This is a genomic window from Enterocloster aldenensis (genome assembly GCF_003434055.1).
GTDB classification, from domain to species: Bacteria; Bacillota; Clostridia; order Lachnospirales; family Lachnospiraceae; genus Enterocloster; species Enterocloster aldenensis.
Genome location: NZ_QVEX01000018.1, coordinates 30,251 through 44,761, shown reverse-complemented (window position 1 = coordinate 44,761; position 14,511 = coordinate 30,251). Strand labels below are relative to the sequence as shown.

3 protein-coding genes are annotated in these 14,511 nt (G+C 50.0%); all 3 read left to right on the top strand.

From position 1 onward, the window contains the following. Nucleotides 1–40: 40 nt before the first annotated feature. The 3 genes from DWX59_RS24070 to DWX59_RS24065 all read left to right on the top strand — a co-directional run bounded on the left by DWX59_RS24070 (nucleotide 41) and on the right by DWX59_RS24065 (nucleotide 14,395). Nucleotides 41–12,655 carry a SpaA isopeptide-forming pilin-related protein gene (locus DWX59_RS24070; RefSeq protein ID WP_117562323.1) on the top strand — a complete coding sequence of 4,205 codons (12,615 nt, stop codon included), beginning with the start codon at nucleotides 41–43 and terminating at the stop codon, nucleotides 12,653–12,655. Between the two features lie 55 nt (nucleotides 12,656–12,710). Beyond that, on the top strand, nucleotides 12,711–12,884 hold the full coding sequence (locus tag DWX59_RS28910) for a hypothetical protein (RefSeq protein ID WP_166460294.1): 174 nt from the start codon (nucleotides 12,711–12,713) through the stop codon (nucleotides 12,882–12,884). Nucleotides 12,885–13,036: 152 nt separating this feature from the next. Continuing rightward, complete coding sequence (locus DWX59_RS24065) at nucleotides 13,037–14,395, top strand: MATE family efflux transporter (RefSeq protein ID WP_117562321.1); 1,359 nt, start codon at nucleotides 13,037–13,039, stop codon at nucleotides 14,393–14,395. The last annotated feature ends 116 nt before the right edge of the window (nucleotides 14,396–14,511 follow it).

The window sequence follows — 14,511 nt, the reverse complement described above, 5'->3', positions numbered from 1 at the left end:
AAGCAGTCCATGGTTTTTTATTTGGGAGGAAGAGTATAAAATGAAACGGATTAAGAGTATAAAGCGCCCATTATCCTTGTGGCTGGCAGTGGTATTCCTGCTGTCATCCATCATGATTTCATTGTCAGCAAAAGCTGCTGATATGGATGTGGCCAATATCATACCCAGGTATTATGTTTTTCAGGGAAAACCACTGAATGTGTTTGGGAAAACACATAATTCCATGAGTTTTTACCAGGTAGGTTCAGCTTACGGCGGCGCTACATTCTGCCTGGAGCCGGGCAAAAAGTTATGGGATGGAACCGCTTGCGCATATACCCGGTATGAAGTCCGGCCAGGGCAGTCAGTTCCGTATATCGGTTCATTTGACCGGTATTTATCCATGGTGCTGGCATATGAATGGCTATTGTGGGAAGGGCCTTTCCCGGATGCGTCCCGTTATGGTGTGGTGCAGGTTTATTATTGGGGTTGTCTTGCCGGATACGAGGATGACTGGGATGCCCAGGAACAGGCCATGGAAAAGTTTGCCGCTGTCATGGGCAATCCTGGGGTTATGACATATTACCAAAGCATGAAGGATTCCGTCATCCAGGGAATGGATGATTACGACGCGGGCAATGGAACCCTTCCGTCATGGAATGGTTCCAGGCAGAGAATGTCCCTGAAAGATGGACATTATGAGCTGACCTTGGATATAAGCACATGCCGTCAGCTGGGAAATACCACATGGTCCTTTCCTGATACCGATTGGACGTACCAATTGTCGGAAGATGGAAACAGTATCACATTCCAATACAACGGTTCCCAAGAACCCAAAGGAACAATCACCTCAGCTGATATACCAGGCGTGGAAAACAAATATTTTGCCTATATCTTTAACCCGCCGTCAGGACTGCAGGTACAGATGGGACGATTGGACCTTGGCCATAGTCCGTCCGGCGCATCCTTTGAGGTGGAACCGGATGCACCGGGAAGCGCCGATGGCGGAGCGCAGCTTGAATTATACCGTCATTCCGAAACATTTGAGAGCAATTATAACATTGATCTTGAAAAATATTGTGCTGAGACAAACCAACCATTGGAAGGGACCGCCTTTTATGTCTGGGAAGATTTTGATTTTTCCCAGATAAACACAGACGGATATACGGAGGGTGAGCCTGACGGTTCTACAGGAGAAGTATATTTAAACCGCATGCTGCCGGAGCCGGAAACCGGCTATATATGTGATACCATCAATACAGATATAGGCGGTCAGGCCAGCCATAGTGATGTCAGGCAATACGATTACAGTAAGACTTATTGTATGGGCCATCCTGCCCCGGAGTGGATTGAGTGCACCCATGAGGGCGGGGATGGAGAAGAGGAAGGTGAAGACTGCAGCTGCGATGAAGAAAATGAACGCCTGCGCGGGCAGTGGATGGCAGAGCAGGAATTGTGCGCAGCCACCTGTGATTTCCATGTGCAGAATGATAATGAGGATGACCACGGCCAGAACCCGGAAGCCATGCAGGCCATGCTGGAGGACCGGGACCAGACCTATGAGAATTATATCAATCTGGAATACAGCTATCATATGCAGGAGAAGACTGCCAGGACAGGTTATATATTACATGGGTTACATCATGATGACAAAGAGATAGAAACCGTGATTCTTACCTCTGCCCAGGCTGGCGGAAATGTGGTAACCGGATATTACAAAGCCGGTATGGTTAACCATATACTGGATCCTGTCTATCATGCCATGGACAAGATGGGCGGCTTACGGTTTTATACGTACCCGGTGCCGGAGGCGCAGGAGCAGGATCTGGATGGACAGAGAAGCATTGTGGATGTAATAAAAGAAAAAGGTGAGGGAAAACCGGTTGGGACCGAACCGTCTGCAGATGATGTCATTGAAGGGAGCAGCGTTGCTGGGAGTAATGGACAGGATGGCGCAGAAAACGGACAGGAAAATGGAGGAGGAAGCCAGGGAACCGGTGAAAGCGGAGGTGGGAATCAGGGAACCGAGGAAAATGGAGGTGAAAGCCAGGGAACTGGGGAAAGCGGAAGTGGGAATCAGGGAACCGAGGAAAGTGGAGGTGGAAGCCAGGGAACTGGGGAGAGCGGAAGTGGGAATCAGGGAACCGAGGAAAATGGAGGAGGAAGCCAGGGAACTGGGGAGAGCGGAAGTGGGAATCAGGGAACTGAGGAAAATGGAAGTGGAACCCAGGTAACCGAGGGAAGCGGAAGTAGAAACCAGGGAACCAAGGAAAACGGAATCCCTGATATTGAAGAAAACGGAAACTCAAAAACGGATAGAACCAACAGCCATGTGAAAAGCACGGTACAAAAATCAGGAGGTTCCAACAATGAAAATCAGGATATCCAGGGTTCCGGGCGTAAAGGTCAGGATGCCCGGAATCCTCAATCTAAAAGTGAGGATACCAGAGTTTCGAAAAGTGAAAATCGTGACAATGCACATTCCAAAAATCAAAATCATCTTTCCGGTACTGCCGCAAGCAAAGGTCGTGGTACCCTGAATCTCAATGATAGTAAACAGAATCCCATCAGATTTACATGCAAAAGTCAGGAAATCCCTGCTGTTTCAAAAACAGCCAGGGACAAGACGATTCTGTCGTCCTCCATTGCAACGGATAATAACGCATCATCAGAACCAAAAGATGATGTGATGATAACGGATGAAGAAGACAATCCGGATGAAGAAGACGATTCGGATAAAGAAGAGGATTCGGATAAGGATGAGGACACGGATGAAGAGGATGAAAACCAGGGGGAATCCTATGAAACGTATGAATATACAAGAAACCCCATCCGGCCATCAATTGAAACAGACATAAGCCTTGGGGAACAAAATCCGGATCCACAGGACAAAGGGAATGCGCTGACACGTTTCCTGACATCACTATTCTCCCGTGAGGACAGTGATGCCATATCAGGTTTCCTTCCCGGTTTCATGGATGACAGCCTGGATTCCATCGACGTTTCGGCCTATGGGAATCCGGGTCTTATCCTTTACACATTCAAGGTGTGGGATCACCGTACCGAAGGACGCATCCACATCAATAAACGTGACCTGGAGTTGTATAAGGCGGATATGGACAGCAGTTTTGGGCAGACCCAGGGGGATGCATCCCTGGAAGGAGCCGTATATGGCCTGTTTGCAGCCCAGGACATCATACATCCGGATGGAAAGTCGGGAATCATTTATAATCAAAACGATATAGTGTCAATTGCCGCAACGGATAAGAACGGGGACGCCTCCTTCCTGGCCTGCACGGAGCAACCCGCAACCCGGCTGGACGGGGACGGCAACATAAAACCGGCGGAGGGCGGCACGGGAGCCGGGAACCTGTATGACGGTTCATCCATCACATCCTCCAGCGAAGGTTTTGGCACCGTCACATATCCGGATAATATGGCAGCCAACGGCAATCAATGGATAGGACGGCCATTGTTACTGGGAAATTATTATATAAAAGAACTGAGCCGTTCCGAAGGGTATGAGCTGTCTGTTAACGGCATTTCCCTTGCAGAAAGCAACCGTACCCAGACCGGAATGACCACGGTAAGGGAAGCAGGACAGGCATGGATAACCGGCGGGCTATCGGATTATAACAACATGAATGCGGACGGTTCCTGGAACGAGTTCATGGTGGAAAACTTCAAGACTGAAAACGGTTATGACATCATTATCAGCGGTTATCCTGCCGGCACTGATTTTTACCGTGTGGACACGGAAAGCAGGAATGAAAGGGAGCAGATTATTACCGGTAGTTCCCTTCAGCCAAAGCTGGATGAATATGGGAATCCGGTCTATCAGACTGCCAAGGGAGGGGAATACAAAACAGGGCCGGATGGAAATCCGTTCATGAAGCCGGATACGGCCACGGACAGCGGTCCTGATAAACAGGTTCCCTATGGGGAAACCCTTTACTACCGGTTCAGGACAGCTTCCTATCCAAGCGGCACGGCAGCGCCGGATGACATGAGTCAATGGGGGCAGCCCCTAAACGGGGATTACCTGGCCGTGCAGGTCAATGGAATGTTAGCCCAGCTAAAGTATAAGCCTGTCAAGGATGATTCCCCCTGGATTGACCTGAATCTGTCCGGGGATACCAATGCCAAGGCAGCCGCGGAAATCCTGGACTGGTTTACCGCCCATAACTTTTATGACTGCGGAACCGTGGAATCCATTTATCAAAAAGATGGGGAATACTGCGCCCGTCTTCAATATGATTATTCTGCATCCAGTGAGGATTATCCTGCCATATATGATTTTGCAAACCAGCGTCTTTATGTCCAAAAGACAGCTGCCATGGACGGAGGCCCGGCTGACCAGGTAAGGTACTGGATAGAATATCAGAAAGGTGAATTCAATCTGTCCGGCAAAACCGTGTCCGTCAAAGAAAAAAAGGCAATCACCCACACAATCGCATATGGCGGTGAGATTGAAAAACAGATTAAAGTCATATACCAACCCGTATATGAGACGTACGTTAAAGGGGAAATCCTGACAGACGGTTCCGGAAACCCTATCCCTGTCATGGAGCGTGTATTTCATTATACGGAAGAGGAAGTATCACACGAGTATGAACGGCTGATGCCCCTGGAGGCAAGCCATGATGCGGACAATGGCAGTTATACAATCCATGTGGAAAATACAACGGACTGGGATAGGGAAACACGGTCCGTGAGGACTGTGTACCGGGCAGTAACATCCAGGAAGACCATTGACCATAATGGGATGGAAATGCCCTATAACCAGTATCTTACGGATGTGGCAGGAGCAGGTGTCAGTGTTCATGCATCCCTTCCGGCCATGGATGCAGGCAGTTACATCGTACTCCAGGCATTGGTTTATCCAGGTCAGACCCAGCCCATACAGGATGGCGGTACGCTGACTAAGCCGGTCCAGGTCCTGCAGCGGGTCATCAAACAATCCATTAAAGTCACAAAAGACATTTCCCAGACATCTTATGATGGGGTCAACACATATGGTTCCCTGCACAATGACCCGCTGACCGTGCTTCTGGGTCTGTTTCGCGGGGGCAGCAGTTCTCAGGGCACAAAGATATTAAACCAGTTTAAATTTAAGGCATATTTAAAAAGTAACCTGGAAAATATTTACGTGGATGAGTCCGGAACCATTATTTCCGAATACATAGGCAGGGAAGGCTTTCGGGGTGACGTACAGAAACTATATCTTCCGCCAGCGGCGGCCGGCGGCCGCCGTCTGCTGGAACCAATGGACGGGGCAGCGGATGGAACATATAATTATACAAAATTCTTTGATGCCATGTATGCAGCAGACCAAAAGACACGGGGAACTTATCCGGCCGGAGTGCTCAGGCAGTTTGCAATTGATTACTATGACATAGATGGGTATAAGAAGGAAATACTTGCAGCAGAACCAGGGTTAAATAGTGATGCGGCCTATGAACGGGCACTTTTAAAGGCAGAGGGCGAGGCTGCCGCTTATCTGGATATTTTTGCAGGTCTGGACCAGCGTCTGGCAATTGCCTGGGATAAGGACCCGGGCGGAGGTGCGGACGGTGACAGGACCACGCTGCAGTGTAATACAAAGAATGGCAAGGATGATTATTACAACCATTCCATCATGCTCCCCTACGGCACCTATGTCATAGCGGAACAGACGCCTGCGGATGTGGATAAAGAGCTGGCAAACCGTCATTTTAATAAGGATTACCCAAAGGAAATCACCCTTCCCTTTATCCCGGATATAAGCCAGGACGCCAATACCGGTGAAACAGATGTAAATGACCAGACAGGAAGTCCTTATTACAGGTATGACAGCACAGACACCCCAGAGGAACTGATAAGAAAGTACAAGATACGTTTTAATGAGGAAACCCATATCATCCAGGCACACGGACAGGACGGGGATTTTGAGGTATATAAGTATGGACTGGACAGGGATGCCAGACCCGGCCACAGCCTTACGTCCAAAGAACCTTACAATCCGGAATACATGGATGGAAACAATGACACGGTAAAAGCCTATTATCGTGGATACACTTCCCAAAGCGAGGATGCCGGGATGATGGACAAGGTAGTCTATGACGGATATGAGACAGACAGCGGTCAGATGGAGGTAAGGGACAACGTACCCGTAATGTCCGGAATGCAGACAGCCATTGACGGGAAATATGCGCCTATGCTGGTGCCCTGGACCGTGCTGGCCCCGGCAGTGGACAGGGTGAACCCGGATGATGGGAGCGTGGAGACACTTGTTCCGTCAGGAAGCGGGGAAGATTTTAACTTTGTTGCATTTGCCCAGGAAGATTTTGAGGATGCATATTACAGTTCCAGGCTGAGGATTGAAAAGCTGGACGCGGAGACCGGTGATAACATCATCCATGACGGCGCCCTGTTCCGGATTTACGCTGCCAAACGTGATGTGGACAAAAGCGGCATGAACGCGGCTGCCGGAACAGGGGACGTGCTGTTTGGGGAGGCGGTGGACTGGGAAGGAAACACCGTGGCGGATGCGGACGGCAATCCAATCATGTATCCAAGGGTTGGACAGGACAACGGGGCGGAGGATGACCTGCCCATCCGGCTGGACAAGGAGGGAATCCCCCAATATGATGAAAGCCAGTTAATCAGGCAGTATGATAAGGATGGAAATGAGACCGGCATTTTCAGGGCGTATTCCACCATCCGGGAGATAACCAAGGACGGTCAGGTGCAGAAAGTCCCGGTTGGATATATTGAAATGTACCAGCCCCTGGGCGCGGGCGCCTATGTACTGGTAGAAGTCCAGGCCCCAAAGGGTTACACCCGGAGCCGTCCCGCGGCCTTTGAAATATACTCAGATGATGTGACCTATTACAGGGAGCAGAGAAATGCGGATGGGACAACCAGCGGCTGGGAACCGCGGAGAGCAGCAAAATACCAGTATGCAATCCCGGTATCCGGTGAGACCGACAGATTCCGGACGGAGACAGTAAGCCAGGTAATGGTGGAAGATTACCCTTCCAGACTGGAGATACATAAGGTAGAGGACGGGGACTCCATGGTTGGGAACCAGAACGTCCTCCAAAGGACAGACGCCCAGGGGCAGACAGAGCTTAGCGGTGGTTTCGACCGTGATATCACGGTCAATGATGAAGGCGACCTGCTGATTTATCAGGTTCACGGGCGCAGGGAGAAACTGGAGGCCAGAGGTGATGTGAGGGATATTTCCTTTCATCCTGAAAGCGGGGAGTGGCATGGCTATGTAACCAAGGCATTGGATGGATTTTCAGAACATATTGTAGAGGGAAGTGAGAAGCTGTTAAAGTCCATGGCAGGCGTGAAGCCGCTCTATCAGCTGGATGGAACCTTTTCCGGAAAGGGCATCCGGTTTGACATACCCGTGTCAGGAGCCAGGCTGTCCCTTTACAGGGCCGTGGAGATAGAAACGCTTGACGGAAACACATATAAAGGGATAACAGTTCAAAGGGAAGATGGCAGGGTAACGGCCATAGAGGATACAAATACAGGCACCCACAGGGAAATCCGTATCATTGGCCAGGACAGCGGGCCTGCTGCCGCGGATGTATGGGACACGGTCATTGTGCCCAATGAACCGGTCAACCTTTATTATTATGACCTTGACCAGACCTCCACACGGCCAGATCCGGTTACAGGCCGGCTGTCCGTGTTGGATGAGCGGGGGAATCATCTGTGTTATGCGGATCCTAATACCGGCATGGCCTATGTTTATGATGATTATGGCCGCATGCTGGCATACACCACGGATGAGGAGGGGAACAAAGAACTGGTAAAGTCCATCCAGGTGGTGGATGACGGAACCGGAAGCGGACAGACCATTTATGAGAACAAGAGCACGGAAGATGATGAAAATGGACTGCCGGTATACTATACGGGCGGAAACGTGGTCACAAAGGAAGAATCCTGGATAACAGACAACAGCACGGATCCCCATGGAAAGGAAGAAGTTGCCGGGGCTGTCCACTCCATTGCCCGTCTTCCTTTTGGGGCATATATCCTTCAGGAGGAACGGGTGCCGTATGAACAGGGATATATCCAGTCAAAGTATATGGGCCTGGTGCTCCATGACACGGACGAGGTACAGAAATATTTCATGCAGAATGAATATACCAAGACAGCATTTGCAAAAATAGATGTGCGCACCCAGAAGGAAATCCAGGGCGCGGTCATGACGTTATACCGTGCCAGGCTAAGTGATGACAAAAGCCCGGTCCAGGACGAATACGGACATTATGAAAAGGGGGAGGTGTACGCCAGCTGGATAAGCGGATGCCTGTATGATGATAATGGGAATCTCAAACTGGATGGGAACGGCCAGCCAATCCCAACCCCCCAGCCTCACTGGATTGACCATATACCTGTTGGGTATTATGTTCTGGAAGAGACCGCCTGTCCCTATGAACAGGGTTATGTGCAGTCGGCAGATGTCAATATTCATATAGAAGAAACCGGAAATGTCCAGAGCTTTGAGATGGAAGATGATTTTACCGCCATTGATATCTGGAAATATGACACGCAGAACAAAGATACCATTTACAAAGACAGCGAGGCGTACCTGACCCTGTACCGCGCCCGTCTGGATGACAAGGGCCATCCGCTGATAAAGGACGGCATACCTCAATTCGATGCCGGGGCAGGCATATTTACGTTCCGTGCAGCCACGTATCAGGATGCACAGGAGGTAGCTGCGACCGGCAGGGTAACACCGGACGCAGCAGGGAACCATGCAATCATGAAATACGACTATGATTTCCAACCGATTCCCAATACCTACCAGGGACGCTATTATTATACGGAAAATGGGACCACACGTCTTGAATATCTTCCTGTGGGATATTACGTCCTGGCAGAGTCCCGTAATCCGGAAGGTTATGCCACATCAGATCCAATTCTGATAACCATTGAAGACATAGGCCACCTGGAACGGATACAGTACGCGCAGATGGGCGATGAACCTTTGAGAATGGAGGTTTCAAAGGTAAATATCACTGGCGGGAAGGAAGTCCATGGGGCAAAACTCACGGTCTATCCGGTGGATGAAAAGGGGGACATCTCAGATACGCCGCTGATTCTCCATCAGCCCGCCATAGAAGGTGGATACCAGGATATAGAAGCATCGTGGATCAGCGGCCTGGACGGGAGATATACCCAGGAGGACCAGGCAGGAGGCAGGATTCCTGAGGGATTTAAACCAGGGGACTTAAGACCCCATATCATAGCGTATATACCGGAAGGCGACTATATCTTAAGGGAAGAAACAACGCCATACGGCTTCCTTCAGTCGGTGGACATACCCTTTACAGTTGCTGATACAGGGATAATCCAGAAAACAGGGATGACAGATGAAATCCCGGACGGAATCCTTAAGATAGTCAAAAGCGATACGGACCGGCCGGAAGAAAAGCTGCAGGGAGTTGAATTCCAGTTAACCAACCAGACCACGGGACGGCTGTGTGAAACCGTGGTAACCGACACCCGGGGACAGGCCCTGTTCCAGCCCAAGCCCATTGGTTATATGGACAGGGAAGGGGATTTCCAGCCATACACCTATGTGTGCAGGGAGACCAAGGCAGCGGCCGGTCATATGCTGAACCTGAAACCATATGAATTCCAGTTCGGGTACAGGGATGAGGAAACCCCGTTAATTGAACTGGAGTATCAGCCAACCAATGATTCCAACCGCGTGGTTACGGACAAGCTGCTGGGGGACACAGAGGAAATGCTGGAAGGCGCAGTACTGCGGATTGAGCGGAGGAAAGATGGAACCCCGGGGGACTGGGAGATAATAGACCAGTGGATAACCGGACGGCAGGGACATTCCACCAGGGATTTGCAGGCCGGCCATTACCGTCTCATAGAGATAGAAGGACCGGAAGGCTTCAAAATCCTGGCTGAACCCATGGAATTCACCATAACAGATGGCATGGAAGAAGTACTTCACCTGAAGATGCGCAACTATTCAACAATGGCGGATATCTGTAAAATAAAAGACGGGACCAATACACTGCTTGCCGGCGCCAGGCTCCGTCTGATTCGAAAGGATAGCGGTGAAATCATACAGGAATGGACATCGGAGGAATCAGGAGGCCGCAGGTTCCATGGCCTTGAGCCGGGAACCTATATCATTCATGAAATCCAGGCCCCGCCAGGATACAGGATGGCAGAAGACATGGAAATCACGGTGACGGACAGCACCCATACCACCCAGGTATTCTATTTTGCCAACCGGGCAGCTTCCTCATCCGGCGGTGGGGATGACACACCAAAGCCAAGGCCGGAATACATTTCCTTTAAAAAGACAGATACATCAGGAAAGGCGGTGGAAGGGGCGCAGTTCACCTTCTATGACCAGGAGGGAAATGCAATGGGCACAGCCATAAGTGATTTCAATGGAAGCTTCCGTATAAAAAAGCCTGCGGACGGCACCTATACATTCAAAGAAACCAAAGCGCCTCCGGGATACGCGCTGAATCCGGCAATCCACAGCTTTACGGTAAAGGGAGCTGACATCATCCGCGGCGGATATCAGATTGTCAACCAGGAAAAACGTATAGAAATCACGAAACTGGATGGCGATACCAAGCAGCCCCTTGAGGGAGCTGGTTTACGTATCCGGAGTGTGCAGGAACCGGACCAGGCGGTATTTGACGGAGTGACGGATGCAGACGGTATAATCACGTATCATCCACCTGGACCCGAAACCTATTCCATAAGTGAGGTGATACCGCCGCAAGGATATACGGCAGCGGATACCAGCTATGTGTTTACCGTGGACAGTGACGGTCAGGTGCGGGGTAATACCACACTTTATAACTGGAAAGAAAAGAAACCGGTAAAGCGGATTGGGCGGATTACGGCTGTATATAAGGTGAAAAGCCGGTTTGGAAATGGTACCTTCCATTTTGGGACAGGGCCAAAGCATAAAGTCCGGACCGGAGACAATATGCCCGTTTTAGCAGTGGCTGTCCTTGGGCTTTTCTGCCTGGCCGGTCTTGCTGTCAGCCTGCATGTGAAAAAGGGTTTTAAATGGCCGCGTGGAAAAAAGGCAGCGGCAGTCATCCTGATATTAGTCCTGGCAGGACTTATATTACCAAATAACACCATGGCGGCGCAGCAAGGGGAAGAAGCCGGAATAGCGGCTTCTGAGACCATCTATGTTTCAGATGAAATCATATATCCCGGGATGGAGGCAGTGGAGCCAATCCCCCAAGCCGCCTGGATATGGGCACAGGATCCAATAACGGGGCAGGAAAGGAAGGTCCTGCTTCCCCTGTCAGACTATCATTTTACAAATAGGCGATGGGAAAACGGATTCCGGCTGGATGTGACAGTCCTGGACTATGGGTCTGACGGGTATCTGCTGGAAGATGACCTGGTTGAACTTCAAGGAGAAGAATTCCCGGGACATTTGAAGGAAAATCTATTAGCCCAGGCCGGACTGGACAGTCAGGCATACAGGATAGAGCGTCTTCAGTGGGAGGGGGAGCCTTATGAGAAAGACGGCGTATGGTACAGGGATGTGAATGCAGAGGGCAGCCGTATGGTTGCAGACTGTACGGCTGTATACAGCGGTGAAGTGAACAGGAGCGTGTTTGGGGGCAGCGGTGTGCATGAGGGCGGGGAAAGGGACCCAGGAATTACTGGTGCCAGCGTGGCGCACAGGGAAATGGTGATGCCGGGACATGCGGCTGTAATCCTGGCCGCGGTGATAACGGCGGTATGTGTTTTCTTCGTTTGGATACGGCGCAGATACAGGAATGGCAGGTTAAGGATTGAACTTAAGCGGGCCAGTGGATTGCTGTCCATCCTGTTTTTTGCCGGATTCATGATATGTTTTGCGGTTTTTGTTAAAATGGGGACTGCTTATATAAATGGAAAGAATACATACCGCACAGTGAGGGAAATCGCGTATAAGAATACGCAGGCACAGGCGGAGCCGGAGGGGGTGGAGCTTCCTGAAGTGGAGCCAGAACTGTCAGGGCTGCCCAAAGCGGAGCAGAGTCCGCCGGAGACGCAAAAAGTGGATTCAGAGGAGCAGGAGACACCACAAGCGGAGCAGCTAAAAACGCAGATACAGCCCCCATCATCCTCCATTAATGAGCCGGAGCTGATAGTGCAGAATCCCGGGTATAAATTCTGGCTGTCCATCCCGGGAACCGCAATTGATTATCCTGTGGTACAGCATGAAGACAATCAATATTACCTGACCCATGATTTTTTCATGAAGGAGCAGATAAACGGCAGCATCTTTGCCGACTGCAGCAGCATACCTCTGGCAGCAGACAACACAGTCCTGTACGGGCATAACATGAAGGACGGTTCCATGTTTGCAGGGCTTAAGAAATACAGGGAAAAGTCATTTTACCTTGAAAATCCGGCAGTTTGGATATTCTATCAGGGAAAATGGAAAGAGTGCCCCATCTTTTCCTGCCAGATTAGAAGTGAAAATGATGCAGGCGCCTATAAAACCAACCTTCTTATGGAAGAATGGGCGGGTTATCTGCAAGAGATGAAGGAATCATCCATCTATGATACCGGAATCACTCCGGAGGGAAATGAAAAGCTGGTCACCCTATCCACCTGTATTAATAGGAAGGAACGTTTGATTATCCAGGCACTATTAAGTGGAGGAAGTTAAGAGGAGGGAAGCCATATGATAAGCGGAAGAAGGCCATATATAGGGAGGAAGCCATATGTTAAGCGTAGGAAGGCGATATATAGGGAGGAAGCCATATGTTAAGAGTAGGAAGGCCATACATGAAGAGAGGAAAGGTCATATATTAAGAAGGAGAGGGGCCGTATTAGGGAGAAGAACCCCATACAGTAGGGGAGTGCCATATATTAAGGGGGAGAACATCATAAATTAAGAGAAGCCAACACCCAAGGACAAACTTAATCCGGGCGCTATATAAATATAATCCGGCTGTCCGCTATATTAAGACATATACTTTCCATATTGCATATAAAGACGAAAGATAGTATAGTAGTGGTTGAAATTATGAAAATACAATAGCGATAGGTGAAGTTTGTGAAGAAGAATATAGATTTATTAAATGGCAATATCCTGAAATCCCTGACGGAACTGGCTGTTCCTATTATGGCCACATCCCTGGTCCAGACAGCATATAACCTGACAGACATGGCATGGATCGGTATGGTGGGAAGCGATGCGGTGGCGGCAGTGGGAGCTGCCGCCATGTATACCTGGCTGTCTTCCGGTGTGGTGACCCTGGCAAGGATGGGAGGACAGGTAAAGTCTGCCCATGCCTATGGGGAAGGGAACCGCAGGGAAGTCATACAATATGGAAAGGGAGCGCTTCAGCTGGCCCTTGTGCTGGCAGCTGCATATGGGCTGCTGACGAATCTGCTGGCAGATCCGCTGATTGGCTTTTTCCATCTTAATTCCCCGCAGGTGGTTGCGGATGCCATTACATATCTGAGGATTGCCTGTGGGTTCATCGTATTTGCATTTATCGGACAGACCCTGACCGGCCTATATACGGCTTCGGGCAATAGCAGGACCCCTTTGATGGCAAACTGTATTGGAATGGGGGCCAATATTATCCTGGATCCCATTCTGATTTTTGGTCTGGGACCAATCCCGGGACTTGGGGTTGCAGGGGCAGCGGCTGCCACGGTTTCAGCCCAGTTCATTGTGAGCCTGGTGCTTGTGTTATCCATGAAAAAGGACCCGGTGCTGGCAGCCCAGATGCGCATATGGAACCCCACGCCACTGTCCAATATAAAGACCATGATACGGATTGGCTTTCCGTCCGCTGTGCAGAGTATGCTTTATTGCAGCATTTCCATGATACTGACACGGTTTGTCACATCGTGGGGAGACACGGCCGTGGCGGTCCAAAGGGTGGGTGGACAGATTGAGTCCATCTCATGGATGACGGCAGAGGGCTTTGGTTCGGCAATCAATGCATTTGTGGGACAGAATTACGGGGCCGGCAATTTAAAACGTGTGAAAAAAGGTTATATGAAGGCGGCGGGAATCATGTTTATCTGGGGAATGTTTACGACCCTGCTACTGATTTTCGGGGCAGTCCCCATATTCAGCCTGTTCATCCATGAACCGGAGGTCATACCGGCTGGAGCGGATTACCTGCGCATCATTGGTTTTTCGGAAATGTTCATGTGTGTGGAACTGATGACAGTGGGCGCCATGTCAGGTATGGGAAAGACCATGGAGGCTTCTGTAATCACCATCATCCTTACAGCTGCCCGTATCCCGTTGGCCATTCTCCTGGGCGGGACAGCCCTGGGGCTTAACGGTATCTGGTGGGCCCTTACCATATCGAGCATTGTGAAGGGGATTATTTTCTTTATTGTATTCCAGCGTATGATGCGTGGGTGGGGGACCCAAAAATAAAAAATATGCTTGTAAAATGTCGTATTTTGTGAGAGAATAGAACCAAGTATGATGTGATAAATTTAACGAATGGGCACTGTACTTGATCAAATTCATTTTTGAAAGGAGTTTTAACA

What these genes read in the sequence shown, in the direction of transcription:
- DWX59_RS24070 (WP_117562323.1), top strand. Translation starts at nt 41, where the DNA reads ATGAAACGGATTAAGAGTATAAAGCGCCCATTATCCTTGTGGCTGGCA.
- DWX59_RS28910 (WP_166460294.1), top strand. Translation starts at nt 12,711, where the DNA reads ATGTTAAGCGTAGGAAGGCGATATATAGGGAGGAAGCCATATGTTAAG.